The organism is Citrobacter sp. wls619 (genome assembly GCF_005281345.1).
GTDB lineage: Bacteria > Pseudomonadota > Gammaproteobacteria > Enterobacterales > Enterobacteriaceae > Citrobacter.
The window spans coordinates 288,290-308,828 of record NZ_SZXJ01000101.1 but is presented as its reverse complement, the minus strand read 5'-3'; the positions used below and the strand labels follow the sequence as shown (position 1 = coordinate 308,828).

Genomic DNA, 20,539 nt, shown 5'->3' with positions numbered 1-20,539 from the left:
TAGCTTGCGGATAAGAAAAAGAGATTGCCATTTCATATCCGTCTTTGTGTATTCACGATCGTGCTATGTATTATGCCGGATGATGCTTACGCACATCCGGCCCGTGAAGCCACATCCGTTGGTTGATTACTCCACCGCAAACATCTTGTCGAGTTTGCTGTAACCCAGACCGTTGATTTTTTTAACCTTGATCTGCACCGGAATCCGTTCTTTCATCGCTTCAACGTGGCTTATCACGCCAATGGTCTTGCCGGTGGCGTTCAGGGCATCCAGCGCGTCGAGCGCGGTATCCAGCGTTTCGCTGTCCAGCGTGCCGAAACCTTCATCGAGGAACAGAGAGTCAATGCGTGTTTTGTGACTGACCAGGTCGGACAGCGCCAGCGCCAGCGCCAGGCTTACGAGGAAGCTTTCGCCGCCGGAGAGCGTGCGGGTATCACGCACGGCATCGGCCTGCCAGGTATCCACCACTTCAAGTTCCAGCGCCTCACTGGCCTTGCGTTGCAACAGATAGCGACCGTGCAGGCGGGTCAGCTGATTGTTGGCCAACCAGACCAGGTTATCCAGCGTCAGTCCCTGGGCAAACTTGCGGAATTTATCACCTTCTTTTGAGCCGATCAGCGCATTCAGGTAGCCCCAGTCTTCGACCTGCAGTGAGGCCTTTTCAATCTCTTGCATCAGGGTCTGCTGCTGCTGGCGGTTTTCGGCATCCTGCCTGAGCTGCTGGCGAATTTCGCCCTGACGCGTGGTGTTATCCCGCAGTTGTTGCGCGAGCTGTGCCAGTGCATCGCGAAGATAGTCCACAGTGAGCGTGAGATCCGCGCCGGCTGGCGGTTGCTGCTGATGCGTTGCCAGCGCCTGCTGAGCCTGGTTAAGCAGCGTTTGTGCCTGTTGGAGCTGGCCTTCCAGCGACTGCTTAAGCTGCTCAAGATGGTTAAATGCCTCTTCATCCAGCAGGGCGGCAAGGAAGGCGTCGCGATCGTCAAAAACACTGGCCTGCAATGCGCTATCAAACTGTGCCTGAATCTCTGCTGCGCGTTGAGCCTCCTGGGCTTCCTGTTGTTGCAGTGACTGCCACTGGCCCTGTAATGAGAGGCAGTCATCGTGCACCTGCCGCCAGTTTTCCAGCGCCAGGCTTTCTGTCGTTTCTTCCTTCGCGCCGGTTTCGGGCAAGGTTTCCAGCAATGGCGCAAGCTGTGCCATTTTCGCCTGGAGCTCGGTCAGTTCATTCTGGCGACGCTGCCACATCTGCGCTTCGCCCGCACGTGCGTTAAGCCAGGCGGTGATGTCGTCATCGGCAGGAAGCGACAGACCGTAGCGGGCTAATTCAGCGAGCAGCGTAGTCTGCCGCTGTTCAATATGCTGCTGAAGCTGGGTTATCTGTTCGGAATGCGCAGTAATTTGAGCCTGCAGGGCATGACGCAGGCTCAACTGGTGAAGCTGTTGTTCGTGTTCCTCCTGGGCTGCAAGCCAGGGGGCGATATCATCCTGCGGTTGTAACGTTATGTTCAGACGGGTAGTCAGCGCCTGCCACTCTTGAGTAAGTGCTTGCTCCTCCTGAGAAAGCGTCTGTACCTCACGTTCATCGTGCTGTAGCTGTTGGGTTATCGCGTCGAGCTGTCCGCGTAGCGTTGACCCCTCATCGGCCAGCGTTTTGACCTCTTTTTCTAATGCTTCCCGTCGCGCCTGATTGACGCTGAGCTCGAGCGTCTGATAGTGCTCAATGGCCGGATGCGTCGTGGAGCCACAAAGCGGACAAGGCTGTCCGGATTGCAGTAAAGCACGCTGACTTTCCAGATCTTTAATCCGTGCTTCCTGCTCGCAGAGCGTTTTTACATCGGTCAGATGCTGATTTTTATCTTTATAACGCTGACGTTTTTCGGCCAGGGCCGCGTTGCGTTGCGCTTGCTCCTGCTGGCGCTGCTGGATTGTGGTGCGTAGCTGTACCAGTTGTTTTTGTTTCGGCGCAATTTGTCCATGCAGATTGCTCAGTTGCTGGCGTAATGGACGCAACTGTGCGTGCTGCGCCAGCGCTACCGTGACCTCTTGCGCGCTAAGGGTCAGAGAGGGAAGTGGCAGTGCATCCAGCTTGCGCACGTCGCTGTCGCGGAGTGTTTGCCACTGACGTAGCTGCTCGTTAGCGTCAGATTGCTGTGCCAATAGCGCTTTCCATCCCGCCAGTTCGCTGCTCCATAAGCGGAAACGGTCATGTTCGTTCAGCCAGTCGGTTAGCGTCTGCTGCCCGGTGAGCAGGGTCGCCGACTGTTTTTGTGCCTGCTGACGGATGCGCCCACGCAGCGCTAAGCTGCTTTGTAAGCGAGCATTCACTTCCTGAATATTCTGTCGTGTTCGGCCGAGCGTGGCGGATTGTTCCTGAATTCGCTCCCAGTACGGGCGCAACGTTCTGGCGGGAAGTGCCAGGCTGAGTGTCGCCAGCTGCGGTTGTGCTTTTTCTTGCGCCTCTTTTGCGGTCTGTAAGGCTTGCTGGTGGCGGCTTACTTCTGCCTGTAGCTCATTTTGTCGGATGAGCCAATTGAGATGCTGTTGCTGGATTTGCTGACGGGTAAGATACTGTTTTTCTTCGTCAGTAAGTACCTGCAAACTTTCTGTCAGGGACTGCACCTGCTCTGCGGCGAGCAGGGCTACACCGCTGGCCTGCGCCTGTAGCTTTTCCAACGCTGTGCGCGCCGCTTTATGTTTTTCGAACACCATGGCGGAGATTTGTCCATAAATCTCGGTCCCCGTCAGTTCTTCCAGGAGCTCGGCGCGTTCTTTCGGTTTGGCATTGAGAAAAGCAGCGAATTGCCCCTGAGACAGCAACATAGAACGGGTAAAGCGTCCGTAGTCCAGACCGGTAAGTTCTGCGGTCATTTCCAGCTTGTCTTTAACTTTATCGGCGAGAATTTTGCCATCGGCGCAGCGAGCCAGTTCGACACGCGGAACCTGCAGGTTACCTTCTGGCTGGTTGCGCGCGCGGTTCTGACTCCAGAATGCGCGATAGGCTTCGCCTCTGACTTCGAATTCAACTTCGGCCAGACATTCCGCCGTGTCGCGGGTCATCAGGTCATTTTGCGACTGCGAGACGGTATTGAGTCGTGGTGTTTCGTGGTACAGCGCGAGGCAAATGGCGTCCAGTAGGGTGGTCTTCCCGGCACCGGTTGGACCGGTGATGGCGAACAGCCCGTTGCTGGCAAAAGGCTCTGCCGTGAAATCAACTTTCCATTCCCCTTTCAGGGAGTTGAGGTTTTTCAGACGCAGGCTGAGAATTTTCATGCTTCGGTCTCCCCGGCGAGCGTGTGTAAGGTCGTGCTAAACAGGTGATTCAGACGCTCACGCTGCGGATCGTCGAGTTCTTCCAGTGCCAGACGGCGGTCAAACACCTCCGTCACGCTCAATTCGCTCAACGTTTCACGTCGTTCATTGGCCATGATGCGCTCGCGTTGTTCACGACTACGCCGCACCAATAAGACTTCTACCGGTATGTCTTCGGTCAGGGCCTGGATTTTGCGCTGCATATCGTGCAGATAGTCATCGGTCGCGATTTCTATATCTAACCACACCGGCGGTTCCTGTTGCGTGCCACGCCATTGTTCCAGCTGTGCGCTAATCGTCGCTAAATCGCCTTTCAACACGGCAAGCTGTTGGGTTACTGGCACGATGAGGTTTTCAACGGCGCTCAGCTTACCGTTTTCAAAGCTCACCAGGTGGACGCATTTGCTTTTGCCGCACTCGTCAAAACTGAGTGCAATCGGGGAGCCGCAATAGCGAATATGCTCTGTACCGCCGATGGCCTGTGCCCGGTGAATATGTCCCAGCGCGATGTAATCCGCTGGTGGGAAATTTTGTGCCGGAAACGCATCCAGCGTCCCAATATAAATATCACGTACAGCGTCACTTTTACTGGCACCGACGGTGGTCAGATGCCCTGTCGCAATAATCGGCAGATTCTGCTCGCCACGCAGCGCGCAGGCGTCCTGATATTGTTGCTGGTAATAGTCGGTGATTGCACCTAATAAATGCTGCTGTTTTTCGTGACCGGTTAGCCCCGCCTGGCTGGTAATGATGTCACGTGGACGTAAAAAAGGAACCGGACAGAGGATTGCGCCCGGCGTGCCGTCGCGTTGAGGGAGCACTTGCGGCGCGTGGCCCGCGCTGGCCACGACGGTGGTGTTGAGGAATGCCAGAATATCGCGGGATTCATTGAGTGTGGCGACGGAGTCATGGTTTCCTGCCAGTACGACCAGATGACAGCCCGTTTGCTGTAGATTAACAACAAACCGGTTATACAGCTCGCGGGCGTAGCTGGGCGGTGAGCCGGTATCGAAAATATCACCTGCCACAATAATGGCATCCACCTGATGGGACTGTGCCGTTTCCAGCAGCCAGTCGAGAAAGGCCTGGTGTTCAGCGGCGCGGCTCTTGCTGTAGAAATTTTGGCCCAGATGCCAGTCAGACGTGTGGAGGATGCGCATAAGAGCTCCATGACAAAAAAACGATGGCGGAGATTATAACCTTGCAAGGGCGGTAATATCTTGTTTCCGGGCTGTCATAATTCGCCTGGCTGCGTTAAACCTGGACTATCTTTTCATAAATCTGTCATAAAAGTGACGCATAATGCCACGGTATTGATGGCAAACGATTTAATTATAAACAGGGCAAATCATGGCGAGACGTATTCTGGTCGTAGAAGATGAAGCTCCAATTCGTGAAATGGTCTGCTTCGTGCTCGAGCAAAACGGGTTTCAACCCGTAGAAGCCGAAGACTATGACAGTGCTGTGAACCAACTTAATGAACCCTGGCCGGATCTCGTCCTGCTTGACTGGATGCTTCCCGGCGGCTCGGGTCTACAGTTTATTAAACACCTCAAGCGGGAAGCGATGACGCGGGATATCCCCGTAATGATGCTGACGGCGCGCGGTGAAGAAGAAGACCGTGTGCGGGGTCTGGAAACCGGCGCGGATGACTATATTACTAAGCCGTTCTCTCCGAAGGAGCTGGTGGCGCGTATTAAAGCCGTTTTACGACGTATTTCCCCTATGGCGGTGGAAGAAGTTATCGAGATGCAAGGGCTGAGTCTTGATCCTACCTCGCACCGTGTGATGACCGGAGAGGACCCGCTGGATATGGGACCTACCGAATTCAAGTTGCTCCATTTCTTTATGACCCATCCTGAGCGTGTCTACAGCCGCGAGCAATTACTCAATCATGTGTGGGGAACCAACGTATATGTAGAGGACCGGACGGTCGATGTGCATATTCGCCGGTTGCGTAAAGCGCTGGAGCATAGCGGACACGATCGTATGGTGCAGACGGTACGCGGGACGGGATATCGCTTTTCGACTCGCTTCTGACTGCAGGTAATAAGAGCCTGAGGGATTAGGCTGTAAATGGAGTATGACGTTTGCTTGAACGATTGTCATGGAAAAGGCTGGTACTGGAGCTGATCCTCTGCTGCATACCGGCTTTTATCCTTAGCGCTTTTTTTGGTTATCTACCCTGGTTTTTACTGGCGTCGGTAACGGGCCTGCTTATCTGGCATTTCTGGAATTTATTGCGTTTGTCCTGGTGGCTGTGGGTCGACAGGAGTATGACGCCGCCACCGGGGCGTGGCAGTTGGGAGCCACTGCTCTACGGCCTGCATCAAATGCAGTTGCGTAATAAAAAGCGCCGTCGCGAATTGGGTAACCTCATTAAACGCTTTCGCAGCGGCGCCGAATCACTGCCCGACGCAGTGGTGCTGACCACCGAAGAAGGCGGGATTTTCTGGTGTAACGGACTGGCACAGCAGGTTTTAGGGTTACGCTGGCCGGATGATAGCGGGCAAAACATTCTTAACCTGCTGCGCTATCCGGAATTTACACTGTATCTGAAAACACGCGACTTTAGTCGGCCAATTAATCTGGTACTCAACACCGGACGACATCTGGAAATTCGCGTAATGCCCTACACCGATAAGCAATTGCTGATGGTGGCGCGTGATGTTACGCAGATGCACCAGTTGGAAGGTTCCCGACGTAACTTTTTCGCTAACGCCAGCCATGAGCTGCGCACGCCGCTGACGGTGTTGCAAGGTTATCTGGAGATGATGCAGGAGCATCCGCTGGAAGGGACGACGCGAGAAAAAGCGCTGCATACCATGCGTGAGCAAACCTACCGTATGGAAGGGCTGGTGAAGCAGTTGCTAACACTGTCGAAAATTGAAGCCGCACCGGCGATGATGCTCAATGAAAAGGTGGATGTGCCGATGATGCTGCGCGTGGTTGAACACGAAGCACAGACGCTGAGCCAGCATAAACACACGTTTACTTTTGATGTTGATAGCCAACTGAACGTGCGGGGCAACGAAGAACAACTGCGTAGCGCAATCTCAAACCTCGTGTATAACGCAGTGAATCACACGCCTGCGGGAACGCATATTACCGTACGCTGGCAGCATGTGGCGTCGGGAGCGGAGTTTAGCGTGGAAGATAACGGTCCGGGTATCGCTGCTGAGCATATTCCACGTCTGACTGAGCGTTTTTATCGTGTAGATAAAGCACGATCCCGACAAACGGGGGGGAGCGGATTAGGACTGGCGATTGTGAAGCATGCCCTGCATCATCACGACAGCCGTTTGAATATCGACAGCACCCCAGGCAAAGGGACACGATTTAGTTTTGTGCTCGCGGAACGTTTAATTGCCAAAAATAACGGTTAAAAGGTATTCGTAAGCTTATCTTTCCAAAAGCCAGCGCAAGCTGGCTTTTTTTGTTGCAGTCAATAAAGAGATACTGAATTTTACGACGTTTGATTGTTTTTTGTTCGCATGATTACCCACGTCTTTTTCCAGGGAATGGTGTTTTGTGCTGGCTCAATTTTTCATATCGCTATATTGTTCTGGTTTTTAGATCCCACCTTGCTTTAAAACGTTATAAGCGTTTAAATTGCGCATCAAATGCTGTCATACCGACTGCATTTACGCGGTAAATCGAAAAACTATTCTTCGCCGCGCCAGGCTGGGAGAATTTCCCGCTGGAATTGCTTAAAAATACCGCTGTATCGTCCCGCAGGGAAAGGCAGAAAATTAAACGTTTTCAACACCACATCCACAGGCAGTAAGACTTTATGACCCATCAGTTAAAATCGCGCGATATTATCGCTCTGGGATTTATGACATTTGCACTGTTCGTTGGTGCAGGTAACATTATTTTCCCCCCAATGGTTGGTTTGCAGGCAGGCGAACACGTCTGGACCGCAGCCTTTGGCTTCCTGATTACCGCCGTCGGCCTTCCGGTACTTACCGTGGTCGCACTGGCGAAAGTGGGCGGCGGCGTGGACAGCCTGAGCACGCCTATCGGTAAAGTTGCCGGTCTGCTGCTGGCTACCGTCTGCTATCTGGCCGTGGGGCCATTATTCGCCACGCCGCGTACCGCAACGGTTTCGTTCGAAGTTGGGATTGCACCGCTGACCGGTGATTCCGCGCTGCCGCTGTTCATCTACAGCGTGGTGTACTTCGCGATTGTGATTCTGGTGTCACTGTATCCCGGCAAACTGCTGGATACCGTGGGCAACTTCCTGGCTCCGTTGAAAATTCTGGCACTGGTTGTGCTTTCCGTGGCGGCGATTGTCTGGCCAGCGGGCCCGATCAGCAATGCGATGGAAGCCTATCAAAACGCAGCATTCTCGAATGGTTTTGTGAACGGCTATCTGACGATGGATACGCTGGGTGCGATGGTATTTGGTATTGTTATTGTGAATGCCGCTCGTTCGCGTGGCGTTACCGAAGCGCGTCTGTTGACCCGTTACACCGTCTGGGCTGGCCTGATGGCGGGTGTGGGTTTAACGCTGCTGTACCTCGCGTTGTTCCGTCTGGGTTCAGACAGTGCGACGCTGGTCGATCAATCTGCTAACGGCGCGGCAATTCTGCATGCGTATGTTCAGCACACCTTCGGTGGTGCAGGCAGCTTCCTGCTGGCGGCGTTGATTTTCATCGCTTGCCTGGTCACCGCGGTTGGCCTGACCTGTGCATGCGCTGAGTTCTTCGCGCAGTATGTTCCGCTGTCTTATCGTACGCTGGTGTTTATCCTTGGCGGCTTCTCGATGGTGGTCTCTAACCTGGGCCTGAGCCATCTGATTCAGATCTCTATTCCGGTGCTGACGGCTATCTATCCGCCATGTATCGCACTGGTTGTATTAAGCTTTACCCGCTCATGGTGGCATAATTCTTCCCGCGTCATTGCACCTGCGATGTTTATCAGCCTGATTTTTGGTATCCTTGATGGCATTAAAGCTTCTGCAATTGGCGATGTCTTACCAGCCTGGACCCAGCGTTTACCGCTGGCGGAGCAGGGGCTGGCGTGGTTGATGCCAACAGTCGTGATGGTGGTCCTGGCCGTTATCTGGGATCGCGCAGCGGGTCGACAAGTGACCTCCAGCGCACACTAATATCACTGACAATAAGTTTTAACCACGGGGCTATTAATATGGCCCCGTGGTTTTTTTATTGTGTTAACAGGTTAGGAATCGATGGAAAGTAATAACAAGCTAAAGCGTGGGCTGAGCACCCGGCACATTCGCTTTATGGCATTAGGTTCAGCAATTGGTACCGGGCTGTTCTACGGTTCAGCCGATGCCATCAAAATGGCGGGGCCGAGCGTGTTGCTGGCCTATATTATCGGTGGCGTCGCGGCGTACATTATTATGCGTGCGCTGGGCGAAATGTCAGTCCATAACCCCGCAGCCAGCTCTTTCTCGCGCTATGCGCAGGAAAACCTCGGACCGTTGGCTGGCTACATTACCGGCTGGACCTACTGTTTTGAAATCCTGATAGTCGCCATTGCCGACGTGACAGCCTTCGGTATATACATGGGCGTTTGGTTCCCGGCTGTACCGCACTGGATTTGGGTACTCAGCGTCGTGCTGATTATCTGCGCCATCAACCTGATGAGCGTGAAGGTGTTTGGTGAGCTGGAGTTCTGGTTCTCATTTTTCAAAGTCGCCACCATCATTGTTATGATTGTTGCTGGTTTCGGCATTATCATTTGGGGGATTGGTAACGGCGGGCAACCAACCGGTATCCATAATCTGTGGAGCAACGGCGGCTTCTTCAGCAACGGCTGGCTCGGCATGGTGATGTCGCTACAAATGGTGATGTTCGCCTACGGTGGGATTGAGATTATCGGGATTACCGCGGGCGAGGCCAAAGACCCGGAAAAATCTATTCCGCGTGCCATCAATTCTGTCCCCATGCGCATTCTGGTGTTTTATGTGGGGACGCTGTTCGTCATTATGTCTATCTACCCGTGGAACCAGGTCGGTACCGACGGTAGCCCGTTCGTTATGACATTCCAGCACATGGGCATTACCTTTGCAGCCGGGATCCTCAACTTTGTGGTTCTGACTGCGTCGCTGTCAGCCATTAACTCTGATGTATTCGGTGTGGGGCGTATGCTGCACGGCATGGCGGAGCAGGGCAGTGCCCCGAAAATGTTCGCTAAGACGTCGCGTCGTGGCGTGCCGTGGGTCACGGTGATGGTGATGACTATCGCGCTGCTGTTTGCGGTGTATCTTAACTACATCATGCCGGAAAACGTCTTCCTGGTGATCGCCTCTTTGGCAACGTTCGCCACGGTTTGGGTGTGGATAATGATCCTGCTGTCGCAGATTGCTTTCCGTCGTCGTCTGCAGCCGGAAGAAGTCAACGCGCTGAAGTTTAAAGTACCGGGTGGGGTAACGACGACCGTTGTTGGCCTGATTTTCCTGGTCTTTATCATCGCGCTTATCGGCTATCATCCGGATACCCGCATTTCGCTGTACGTCGGCTTTGCGTGGATCCTCCTGCTGCTTGCTGGCTGGGTTTTCAAGCGCCGTCGCGAGCGCCAACTGGCTGAAGTACAGTAATTTGTTTGCCGGGTAAGACAGTGTCGACGCCCGGCAACATCTCCTCCCCCGCGCTCCTCCCCCAATAAACGTTAAGATGATGAGTGATCCTGCACTTCGCTATGGCAAGGTGTCGTCATTATCATCAAAGGGGATACGTGATGTTGAACGCCTGGCACCTTCCGGTTGCCCCATTTGTGAAGCAAAACAAAGATCAACTGACGATTACGTTATGGCTGGCAGGGGAAAATCCTCCTCAGCGGGTGACGCTACGCGCAGAAAACGATAACGAAGAGATTTCGCTGGCTATGCACAAGCAGCGTAGCCAACCGCACCCTGGTGTCACCGCGTGGCGTGCGGCGATCGATCTTACCAGCGGGCAGCCCCGCCGACGCTATAGCTTTAAATTACTGTGGCTCGATCGCCAGCTATGGTTCACCCCGCAGGGATTCAGCCATTTTCCGCCTGCGCGTCTGGAGCAGTTTGCCGTCGATGTACCGGATAATGGTCCACAGTGGGTGGCCGATCAGATTTTTTATCAGATTTTCCCGGATCGCTTTGCCCGCAGCCAGTCGCGTGAAGCGGCTCAGGATAACGTCTATTACCATCACGCCGCCGGACACGACATCGTGCGGCGCGAGTGGGACGAGCCGCTTACGGCTCAGGCCGGTGGTTCGACGTTTTATGGCGGAGATTTGGACGGCATCAGCGAAAAGCTGCCGTATCTGAAGACGTTAGGGGTCACGGCGCTGTACCTGAATCCGGTATTTACCGCGCCGAGCGTACATAAATACGATACTGAAGATTATCGCCATGTTGATCCGCAGTTTGGCGGCGATCGGGCGTTGTTGCGCTTGCGGCAGAACACGCAACGGCAGGGGATGCGGCTGATTCTGGACGGTGTCTTTAACCATAGCGGCGATTCGCATGCCTGGTTTGACCGGCATAATCGCGGGACGGGTGGAGCGTGTCATAATCCGGATTCCCCCTGGCGTGACTGGTACCATTTCTCTGATGATGGGGTTGCGCTGGACTGGTTGGGGTACTCAAGCCTACCCAAACTGGACTTTTCCTCTGAAAGCCTGGTGAATGAAATTTATCGTGGCGAAGACAGTATTGTTCGCCACTGGCTAAAAGCACCGTGGAGTATGGACGGCTGGCGACTGGATGTCGTGCATATGCTGGGCGAGGCGGGTGGCGCACGTAATAACTTGCAGCATGTCGCCGGAATTACGCTGGCGGCGAAAGAAACCCAGCCAGAGGCGTATGTGGTGGGTGAACATTTTGGCGATGCACGCCAGTGGTTGCAGGCCGATGCGGAAGATGCCGCCATGAACTATCGCGGCTTTACTTTCCCCCTCTGGGGATTCCTCGCCAATACCGATATTTCATACGACCCACAATCTATTGACGCTCAGACCTGTATGGCGTGGATGGATAACTACCGTGCGGGCCTGTCGCATCAGCAGCAGTTGCGGATGTTTAATCAACTCGACAGCCACGATACCGCCCGCTTTAAATCTTTGCTGGGTAAAGACGTTGCACGCTTACCGCTGGCGGTGGTGTGGCTGTTTACCTGGCCTGGCGTGCCCTGTATTTACTACGGTGACGAAGTGGGGCTGGACGGGAATAACGATCCGTTTTGCCGCAAGACGTTCCCGTGGCAGCCTGAACATCAGGATGCTAACCTGCTGGCGTTGTACCAGCGACTGGCAAAATTACGCCACCAGAGCCAGGCGTTACGCCATGGTGGCTGTCAGGTGATTTACGCCGAGGATAACGTGGTGGTATTTGTACGCGTGCTAAACCGCCAGCGCGTGTTGGTGGCGATCAATCGCGGTCACGCTTGTGAAGTCGTGCTGCCAGCCTCACCGTTGCTCAATGTCAGTCAATGGCAGCACCAGGAGGGCAAAGGCCAACTCGTCGATGATATCCTGACGCTGCCCGCAATATCGGCTTCAGTCTGGATGAGTCATTGATATAAGCGCGCAATTTCCTCACTGGCCAGCAGCGCGTCTCGCCACCAGCGCTGCGCCAGTCCTTCGCTACTATTGCGCCATGCCATATAGGCGACGTCTTTTTGACGAAATGAGATAACCGTCTTTTCCACCAGTTCACCGCTGGTAATCCATGGGCTGGCAATGTGGCGGGGGAGAAATCCGCAGCCCATTCCCGCCCGCAGCAGCATCACCTTACTGTGGAAATCATCGACGCGAATCTGCGCCTGTTCATCCATCAGGTTGGTCTGTAACGGGTGGCAAAAGCGAGCGCTGTCGCTGATAACAATCGCCCGGTGCAGGCACAATTGCTCATTCGTCAGGTCATCAGGCGCGCTCGCCAGCGGGTGCCCTGGGGCGACGACAAAGACATTGTCCAGCGTGCCGAGCATTTTGTAGGACCAGGCTGCGGATGTGGGCGGTTCATTAATTGCGCCGAGGATAATATCCGCCCCGTTATGGGTCAGTTCTTCCCATGAACCCGCCAGCGTATGGTGGGTGAAGTTGAGACGAGTTTTTTTATTAAGTGCATGAAATTCATCAATAATGGATAGCAATGAGGCAAAGGGAAAGGAGTCATCGAGCGCGATTGCCAGATCCTTTTCCCAGCCGGAACTTAGCTGTATTGCCTGCTTTTCGAGATCTTTTGCCGCACTCAGCAGTAGACGCCCTTTTTCCAGCATCATCCGTCCGGTGTCGGTGAATTTTGCCCGGTGCCCGGAACGGTCAAGCAATTCGATGTTCAGATCGCTTTCCAGCTTCTGAATCATATAGCTGAGTGCGGCAGGTGTTTTAAATAGCGATTCGGCCGCCGCGGCAAAAGAGCCGTGCTTGTCGAGTGCATCGAGGATCAGCAGAACATCCAGATTGAGGCGCATAAGCAGAAAATATCCTGATAATTAAACCCCTCTGTTGTACCGAACGGCGAAAAACAATGCCAGTGAATAAATTAGATGAGTCATGTGTATTTTTTTGATGATGACCAGGATATATCGCAACATGAAATAATTAATTTCACGAGATGGTAAGTTTTCTTTAATAACTCGTTAGAAATTTCCCGCTATACTCAACAAGCTTTCTGATTCAGGATCCTGCTGCTGACGGCAGATACAGACCGTTGCCTTTTAACTTATTGATTAAGAAGGTGTGATATGTCTATCCGGGAACTGATTGACCCTCAAAACTCCACGCTAATTTTTATTGACCATCAACCGCAAATGTCATTTGGTGTGGCGAATATTGATCGCCAGACATTGAAAAATAATACCGTCGCATTAGCCAAAGCCGGGAAAATATTCAATGTTCCAGTAATTTATACTTCAGTGGAAACGAAAAGTTTTAGCGGATATATCTGGCCGGAATTGTTAGCCGTTCATCCTGATGTGAAACCGATAGAACGTACGTCTATGAACTCCTGGGAAGATGCCGCCTTTGTGAAGGCGGTGGCAGCGACCGGGCGTAAAAAACTGATTATTTCCGCGTTGTGGACCGAAGTCTGCCTGACGTTCCCGGCGTTAATGGCGCTGGAAGCGGGCTATGAAGTGTATGTCGTGACGGATACCTCCGGTGGTACGTCTGTGGATGCTCATGAACGTTCGATTGATCGCATGGTGCAGGCAGGGGCCGTTCCGGTCACCTGGCAGCAGGTGTTGTTGGAGTATCAGCGTGACTGGTCACGTAAAGAAACCTACGACGCCGTCATGGATTTGGTGCGTGAACACAGCGGTGCTTACGGTATGGGTGTGGATTACGCGTATACCATGGTGCATGGCGCGCCGGAACGTAAAGCCTGAGTACACGCCATTTTTCATGTTGCCTCTTTGTTGGCTTCGTTTGCGTACCCCGGTCACTGACTTATGTCAGTGACCGGGGCTACACAATCTTGCCACCTCGATGTTTCACGAATGATTGTGTATTGCTTTCATGGCTTAAGCAGGTCAATTTCCCTTTAGCAAGGAACCTTTCATGGCGCAGAACAAACATGTGACGTTGGTAATTACTCACACCCTGCGGCCTGACCAGGCGCAGCGTTATGAGCAGTGGCTGGGGAAAATCATGCCGCTGGCCGCCGAGTTTCCCGGGCATCTTGGGGCGAATGTCATTCGACCTACAGATGGACAAAACCTGTGGAACATCATTATCCGCTTCGACACCCTTGAGCATCTGTATAACTGGACTCAATCCGATACGCGCCGGGAGCTGGTTGAGGAAATTGCGCCGCTGCTGGCCGAAGGCGATAAAACAGAAGTACGCACCGAAGCGGCCTTCTGGTTTACTCCGCCAGCCCCCCATGTACGCCAGCCCAAACGCTGGAAGCAGTTTTTGATAACGCTGCTGGTGATTTTCCCCAGTACCAACCTGGTGCCGTGGCTGACCGGTATTCTGCTGCCTTCAATGAAAGGCTCGTTACTCCTGCATCTGATTAATGATGCCTGTGTGGTTGCGCTGGTGGTCTGGTTGTGGATGCCCATCGTAACCCGTCTGTTTGCCGGATGGCTGAAAAAAGCCTGACCGGTTTCTCAGGAGATTGTTATGTCTCAAACTGCCACATTGATTCTGACTCACGGAAAAATTCATACTCTCGAAAAGCAAAGCCCGCAGGTAGAGGCGGTGGCGATCGCCAACGGGAAGATCCTCGTGACGGGTAGTCACGATCGGGTAATGAGCTTTGCGACCGACGGTACGCAGATTGTCGATCTGCAGGGACACACCGTGATCCCGGGTTTAAATGATTCACACCTGCACCTCATTCGCGGTGGGTTGAACTACAACCTGGAACTGCGCTGGGAAGGGGTCCCATCGCTCGCGGATGCGCTGCGCATGCTCAAAGAGCAAGCCGATCGGACGCCGTCTCCGCAATGGGTGCGGGTGGTCGGCGGCTGGAGCGAGTTTCAGTTTGCCGAACGCCGTATGCCGACGTTGGAAGAACTGAACGATGCTGCACCGGATACACCGGTATTTGTTTTGCACCTCTACGACCGGGCGTTGCTGAACCGTGCGGCGCTGAAAGCCGTTGGCTACACCAAAGCCACACCGGACCCGGCGGGGGGAGAGATTGTACGTGACGGCAATGGTAATCCTACCGGAATGCTGATCGCCAAGCCCAACGCCATGATCCTCTATTCGACGCTGGCGAAAGGGCCAAAACTGCCGTTAGAGATGCAGGTTAACTCGACCCGCCAGTTTATGCGTGAGCTGAACCGACTGGGGCTGACCAGCGCCATCGATGCCGGCGGCGGTTTCCAGAACTACCCGGAAGATTACGAGATCATCGAGCAACTGCACGCTAACCAGCAGATGACAGTGCGTATTGCCTACAACCTGTTTACCCAGCGTCCGAAGCAGGAAGTGGAAGATTTTGAGCGCTGGACGGATATGCTCAAACCCGGGCAGGGAACCGACTTCTATCGTGCTAACGGGGCAGGGGAAATGTTGGTCTTCTCGGCGGCTGACTTCGAAGATTTCCTGCAGCCACGTCCGGATTTACCGGAAGGGATGGAAGAGGAACTGGAGCGTGTCGTACGTCATCTGGTGGAGCATCGCTGGCCGTTCCGCCTGCATGCCACTTATGATGAGTCCATCAGCCGTATGCTCGACGTGTTTGAGAAGGTGAACCGTGACATCCCGTTCAATGGCCTGCACTGGTTCTTCGATCACGCCGAAACGATTACTGAACGCAACATCGAGCGGGTAAAAGCACTGGGCGGTGGCATTGCCGTTCAGCACCGTATGGCATTCCAGGGCGAGTATTTTGTCGATCGCTATGGCAAAGAGGCGGTGAAACATACGCCGCCGGTGGCGAAAATGCTGGCGGCTGATGTACCGGTTGGTCTGGGTACTGATGCTACGCGCGTGGCAAGTTACAACCCGTGGACCGCGTTGTACTGGCTGGTATCAGGACGCACCGTTGGCGGTATGGCGATGTACGATGATAACAACCGCCTGGCGCGTGATGTTGCCCTGGAACTGTGGACAGCAGGCAGCGCCTGGTTCTCCAGCGAGCAGGGGAAGAAAGGGCGTATTGAAAAGGATCAACTGGCTGATCTGGTGGTGCTGTCAAAAGACTATTTCAGCGTGCCGGAAGAAGAGATCAAAGGCATTGAGTCAGTGATGACCATTGTCGATGGCAAAGTGGTTTATGCGGCCGGACATTTCTCCCCGCTGGCCCCCCCAGCGATTCCGGTTGTCCCTGACTGGTCGCCCGTGGTGAAAGTACCAGGACATTATCGCTCAGCGCCGCCGGTTGCTGCAAAGGTTGGGGCAATGGTGCAGATGCATCAGTGCTGCGGAAGCTGTGGTGTACATGGCCATCAACATGATATTGCGCGTAAAGCAGGGATACCGGTATCAGATGACCGGGCCTTCTGGGGCGCGCTCGGCTGCTCTTGCTTCGCGTTTTAACGCACGGGCCAGCGCCAATAAAAAAGGCCGCTTTTGCGGCCTTTTTTCGATTCATGCCAATTACAGGCTGGAAACGTTTTCGGTCAGGTATTTTGCTACGCCGTCCGGAGACGCGTTCATACCTTCTTTACCTTTTTCCCACTGTGCCGGGCAAACGTCGCCATGTTCTTCGTGGAACTGCAGCGCGTCAACCATGCGCAGCATTTCGTCAATGTTACGGCCCAGCGGCAGGTCGTTAACAACCTGATGGCGAACAACGCCGTTAGCGTCGATCAGGAAAGAACCACGCAGAGCAACGCCCGCTTCCGGGTGCTCGATGCCGTAGGCTTTCTGGATTTCGCGTTTGATGTCAGCAACCATTGCGTATTTCACTGCACCGATGCCGCCTTTGTCGACAGGGGTGTTACGCCATGCGTTGTGGACAAATTCAGAGTCAAAAGAAACGCCAACCACTTCAACGCCACGTTTCTGGAATTCTTCGTAACGCTTGTCGAATGCGATCAGTTCAGACGGGCAAACGAAGGTGAAGTCCATTGGCCAGAAGAACAGAACGGTGGTTTTACCGTTGGTATGCTGTTTGAAGTTGAAGTTATCAACAATCTCACCGCTACCCAGTACCGCAGCTGCTGTGAAATCCGGAGCCTGACGAGTTACCAGTACCATATAAATTCTCCTGCAAAGTTAAGGGTTTTTTGGAACGCAACGCGGGCCAGTATAGAGAGTGTTTGGCAATAAGACAAAGAGGCGCTGGCAATCAATGAGACAGGTTTTGACTATCAATGTTTGCCGGATAATGGCTTCGCCTTATCCGGCCTACAACGCATGCTGCAATCAAAGCGTTTTACGGCGTGCCTGTTCCATCATCTGCGGGTAAAACTGCCAGAAGCGTTCTTCTAAGGCATCGTAATGGGTGTCCAGGTCGTACCATGAATCGCGCAGGGCATCGAGACGTGGACGGCGACTGGCCATCCCGTTGAGTACGTTCTGGATAAAATCCATGTCGCGGTAGCGCTCAAGCCATTTCTCTGACCACATATAATTGTTCAGATTAATAAAGCGCGGCGGTGATTCTGGCAGAATAGTGGCAACCTGGGTGTGTGCGTAGCGCACAAAATCCGTCAGCGGGAAATCGGGAGAGATTTCCGACCAGTGGCGCGACAGAAAATGATCCCACATGACGTCCAGCGTAATCGGCGCGACGCGACGCGTTTCGTTACGAAACCACTCTTTGGCTTCACGCACCTGCGGCAGGTTATCGGTCATCACGTCGATACGACGATGCATGAAGATGCCTTCCACCACGTCAGGCGAGTAGTGCGTTTCCGGATTACCGCGGACAAAATCGGCCAGCAGATTGCCGGAAAGCGAGCTATCCGCTAAATGTGCTAAGTGCAGGTGTGCAAGAAAATTCATAGTTAAACGTTTATCCAGAGGGGTAAAGGTTGCAGGGAGAACGCCCCGGCACTAGACTACCCGCCTCTTATTTTAGTCTGAGTCAGTGTCATGCGCGTTACCGATTTCACCTTTGAATTACCCGAATCCCTGATTGCCCACTATCCGCAAGCTGAGCGCAGCAGTTGCCGCTTGCTGTCACTGGATGGGCCGACGGGCGCGCTGACGCACGGTACTTTCACCGATTTGCTCGATAAGCTCAACCCTGGAGATCTGCTGGTCTTTAATAACACCCGCGTGATCCCGGCTCGTCTGTTTGGCCGTAAAGCCAGCGGCGGCAAGATTGAAGTGCTGGTCGAGCGTATGCTGGATGACAAACGTATTCTGGCGCATATTCGCGCCTCGAAAGCGCCGAAACCGGGTGCCGAACTGCTACTGGGTGACGACGAAAGTATTAATGCGACGATGGTCGCTCGCCATGACGCGCTGTTTGAAGTTGAGTTTAACGACGAACGCAGCGTGCTGGATATCCTCAACACCATCGGCCATATGCCGCTGCCGCCGTATATCGACCGTCCGGATGAAGACGCCGACCGCGAGCTGTACCAGACCGTGTACAGCGAAAAACCGGGTGCCGTCGCCGCGCCGACCGCGGGCCTGCACTTTGACGATCCGCTGCTGGCTAAACTGCGCGATAAAGGCATTGAGATGGCGTTCGTCACGCTACACGTAGGGGCAGGGACATTCCAGCCGGTGCGTGTAGACACTATCGAAGATCACATCATGCACTCGGAATACGCGGAAGTACCGCAGGATGTGGTTGATGCGGTGCTGGCGGCGAAAGCACGCGGTAACCGCGTTATTGCCGTGGGCACTACCTCCGTGCGTTCACTGGAAAGCGCAGCGCAGGCAGCCAAAAACGACCTTATTGAACCGTTCTTCGGCGATACGCAGATCTTCATCTATCCAGGTTATCAATACAAAGTGATAGACGCGTTGGTGACCAACTTCCATCTGCCGGAATCGACGCTGATCATGCTGGTTTCCGCCTTTGCAGGTTATAAAAACACCATGCACGCCTATCATGAAGCGGTAAAAGCGGAATATCGCTTTTTTAGTTACGGTGATGCGATGTTTATCACGTACAATCCGCAGGCTATTTCTGAGCGACCGTGAGAAGGCTATCTCACTTGCCATTTTGATGGCGGGCAGTGCTCGTCATCCTCACGTACTGCGTGTACGCTCCGGTGGCTGTGCGCTGGTCGCTCCCAAACTGGCTGCGCCGATTGCGCCTTCGCCAGTGGGTTAAAATATTTATACTCCGTGGAGTGAATCCATGGGGAAAGTTTAATCATCAGACTGTCTCTCTGATGCAGGAGAAAAAATGAAATTTGAACTGGATACCACCGATGGTCGCGCACGCCGCGGCCGCCTGGTTTTTGATCGTGGCGTAGTGGAAACGCCTGCCTTTATGCCGGTCGGTACTTACGGCACTGTTAAGGGTATGACGCCAGAAGAAGTTGAAGCGACTGGCGCACAGATCATCCTCGGCAACACCTTCCACCTGTGGCTGCGCCCGGGTCAGGAAATCATGAAGCTGCACGGCGACCTGCACGATTTCATGCAGTGGAAAGGACCGATCCTCACTGATTCCGGTGGTTTCCAGGTGTTCAGCCTGGGCGATATCCGTAAGATAACCGAGCAGGGCGTGCATTTCCGTAACCCGATCAACGGCGATCCGATTTTCCTCGATCCCGAGAAGTCGATGGAGATTCAATACGATCTCGGTTCCGATATCGTGATGATCTTCGACGAATGCACACCGTACCCGGCAGACTGGGACTATGCTAAACGCTCAATGGAGATGTCTTTGCGTTGGGCGAAGCGCAGCCGTGATCGTTTTGATAGCCTTGGCAACAAAAATGCGCTTTTTGGCATCATTCAGGGCAGTGTTTACGAAGATTTACGTGATATCTCCGTCAAAGGTCTGGTAGATATTGGCTTTGATGGCTACGCTGTCGGCGGTTTGGCTGTCGGTGAGCCGAAAGCGGATATGCACCGCATTCTGGAACATGTTTGCCCGCAAATTCCGGCAGATAAACCTCGCTATCTGATGGGCGTTGGCAAACCAGAAGATCTGGTTGAAGGCGTGCGTCGTGGTATCGATATGTTTGACTGCGTGATGCCAACGCGAAATGCCCGTAATGGTCATTTGTTTGTGACTGACGGCGTGGTAAAAATTCGTAATGCGAAACATAAAAGCGACACCAGTCCGCTCGATGCCGAGTGTGATTGCTACACCTGTCGCAATTATTCGCGTGCTTACTTGCATCATCTCGACCGTTGCAACGAAATATTGGGCGCGCGACTCAACACGATTCATAACCTTCGCTACTACCAGCGTTTGATGGCGGGTTTACGCAAGGCTATTGAAGAGGGTAAATTAGAGAGCTTCGTGACCGATTTTTACCAACGTCAGGGTCGACCTGTTCCACCTTTGAACGTTGATTAATTTTAATAATGAGGGAATTTGAATGAGCTTTTTTATTTCTGATGCGGTAGCGGCAACAGGTGCTCCGGCGCAGGGCAGCCCGATGTCTCTGATTCTGATGCTGGTGGTGTTTGGTCTGATTTTCTACTTCATGATCCTGCGCCCACAGCAAAAGCGTACCAAAGAACATAAAAACCTGATGAGCTCCATTGCCAAGGGTGATGAAGTGCTGACTAACGGTGGCCTGGTAGGTCGCGTGACCAAAGTAGCAGAAACTGGCTACATCGCTATCGCGCTGAACGACACCACTGAAGTGGTTATCAAACGTGATTTCGTAGCTGCCGTTCTGCCGAAAGGCACGATGAAGGCGCTGTAATTTATTGTTTTCCCAAAGGGAACTGC

The 20,539-nt window shown here is 53.5% G+C and carries 16 protein-coding genes; 11 read left to right on the top strand and 5 right to left on the bottom strand.

All coding sequences use genetic code 11. The features are described from left to right. Positions 1-126: 126 nt before the first annotated feature. Together sbcC and sbcD are read right to left on the bottom strand one after the other, a co-directional pair. On the bottom strand, positions 127-3,270 hold the full coding sequence (gene sbcC / locus FDX19_RS23975) for an exonuclease subunit SbcC (protein ID WP_137384656.1): 3,144 nt from the start codon (positions 3,268-3,270) through the stop codon (positions 127-129). Continuing rightward, a complete protein-coding gene (sbcD, locus tag FDX19_RS23970) occupies positions 3,267-4,469 on the bottom strand; it encodes an exonuclease subunit SbcD (RefSeq protein WP_137384655.1) in 1,203 nt (400 codons plus the stop codon). The genes sbcC and sbcD overlap by 4 nt, the downstream gene beginning before the upstream one ends. A gap of 190 nt (positions 4,470-4,659) precedes the next feature. Between sbcD and phoB the strand changes: the two genes are divergently transcribed. The 5 genes from phoB (at position 4,660) to malZ (ending at position 11,835) form a co-directional block, all read left to right on the top strand. Further along, the gene (gene phoB, locus FDX19_RS23965) at positions 4,660-5,349 is read left to right on the top strand and encodes a phosphate response regulator transcription factor PhoB (protein WP_003021496.1); all 690 of its coding nucleotides are present in this window, start codon (positions 4,660-4,662) and stop codon (positions 5,347-5,349) included. A gap of 50 nt (positions 5,350-5,399) precedes the next feature. Beyond that, on the top strand, positions 5,400-6,695 hold the full coding sequence (gene phoR / locus FDX19_RS23960; RefSeq protein WP_137384654.1) for a phosphate regulon sensor histidine kinase PhoR: 1,296 nt from the start codon (positions 5,400-5,402) through the stop codon (positions 6,693-6,695). A gap of 407 nt (positions 6,696-7,102) precedes the next feature. Further along, positions 7,103-8,422, top strand: coding sequence for a branched-chain amino acid transporter carrier protein BrnQ (brnQ, locus tag FDX19_RS23955; RefSeq protein ID WP_040232748.1), 1,320 nt, complete (start codon positions 7,103-7,105; stop codon positions 8,420-8,422). Positions 8,423-8,503: 81 nt separating this feature from the next. Further along, positions 8,504-9,877, top strand: coding sequence for a proline-specific permease ProY (gene proY / locus FDX19_RS23950; protein WP_137384653.1), 1,374 nt, complete (start codon positions 8,504-8,506; stop codon positions 9,875-9,877). Positions 9,878-10,017: 140 nt separating this feature from the next. Beyond that, the gene (gene malZ, locus FDX19_RS23945) at positions 10,018-11,835 is read left to right on the top strand and encodes a maltodextrin glucosidase (RefSeq protein WP_137384652.1); all 1,818 of its coding nucleotides are present in this window, start codon (positions 10,018-10,020) and stop codon (positions 11,833-11,835) included. Here malZ and FDX19_RS23940 read toward each other — a convergent pair. Then, a complete protein-coding gene (locus FDX19_RS23940) occupies positions 11,829-12,731 on the bottom strand; it encodes a LysR family transcriptional regulator (protein WP_137384651.1) in 903 nt (300 codons plus the stop codon). The genes malZ and FDX19_RS23940 overlap by 7 nt on opposite strands. Positions 12,732-13,004: 273 nt before the next feature. Here FDX19_RS23940 and FDX19_RS23935 point away from each other — a divergent pair, with 273 nt between their 5' ends. The 3 genes from FDX19_RS23935 (at position 13,005) to FDX19_RS23925 (ending at position 16,254) form a co-directional block, all read left to right on the top strand. Continuing rightward, positions 13,005-13,646 carry a hydrolase gene (locus tag FDX19_RS23935; RefSeq protein WP_047416914.1) on the top strand — a complete coding sequence of 214 codons (642 nt, stop codon included), beginning with the start codon at positions 13,005-13,007 and terminating at the stop codon, positions 13,644-13,646. Positions 13,647-13,818: 172 nt separating this feature from the next. Further along, positions 13,819-14,364: an antibiotic biosynthesis monooxygenase gene (locus FDX19_RS23930; RefSeq protein ID WP_005125120.1), complete on the top strand. Its 546-nt coding sequence runs from the start codon at positions 13,819-13,821 to the stop codon at positions 14,362-14,364. 21 nt (positions 14,365-14,385) lie between these two features. Then, positions 14,386-16,254 (top strand): amidohydrolase, encoded by a 1,869-nt coding sequence (locus FDX19_RS23925; RefSeq protein ID WP_137384650.1) that lies wholly within the window; start codon positions 14,386-14,388, stop codon positions 16,252-16,254. Positions 16,255-16,314: 60 nt separating this feature from the next. Here FDX19_RS23925 and FDX19_RS23920 read toward each other — a convergent pair whose 3' ends face one another. Both FDX19_RS23920 and acpH read right to left on the bottom strand, forming a co-directional pair. Then, positions 16,315-16,917, bottom strand: coding sequence for a peroxiredoxin (locus tag FDX19_RS23920; RefSeq protein ID WP_048212444.1), 603 nt, complete (start codon positions 16,915-16,917; stop codon positions 16,315-16,317). A gap of 168 nt (positions 16,918-17,085) precedes the next feature. Next, positions 17,086-17,667 carry an ACP phosphodiesterase gene (acpH, locus tag FDX19_RS23915; RefSeq protein ID WP_137384649.1) on the bottom strand — a complete coding sequence of 194 codons (582 nt, stop codon included), beginning with the start codon at positions 17,665-17,667 and terminating at the stop codon, positions 17,086-17,088. 90 nt (positions 17,668-17,757) lie between these two features. Between acpH and queA the strand changes: the two genes are divergently transcribed. From queA to yajC, 3 genes are all read left to right on the top strand, one after another. Further along, entirely contained in the window at positions 17,758-18,822 is a 1,065-nt protein-coding gene (queA, locus tag FDX19_RS23910; RefSeq protein ID WP_137384648.1) for a tRNA preQ1(34) S-adenosylmethionine ribosyltransferase-isomerase QueA, read from the top strand. 208 nt (positions 18,823-19,030) lie between these two features. Next, positions 19,031-20,158: a tRNA guanosine(34) transglycosylase Tgt gene (gene tgt, locus FDX19_RS23905; RefSeq protein ID WP_137384647.1), complete on the top strand. Its 1,128-nt coding sequence runs from the start codon at positions 19,031-19,033 to the stop codon at positions 20,156-20,158. A gap of 22 nt (positions 20,159-20,180) precedes the next feature. Further along, the gene (gene yajC / locus FDX19_RS23900; protein WP_061155582.1) at positions 20,181-20,513 is read left to right on the top strand and encodes a preprotein translocase subunit YajC; all 333 of its coding nucleotides are present in this window, start codon (positions 20,181-20,183) and stop codon (positions 20,511-20,513) included. Positions 20,514-20,539 lie beyond the last annotated feature (26 nt).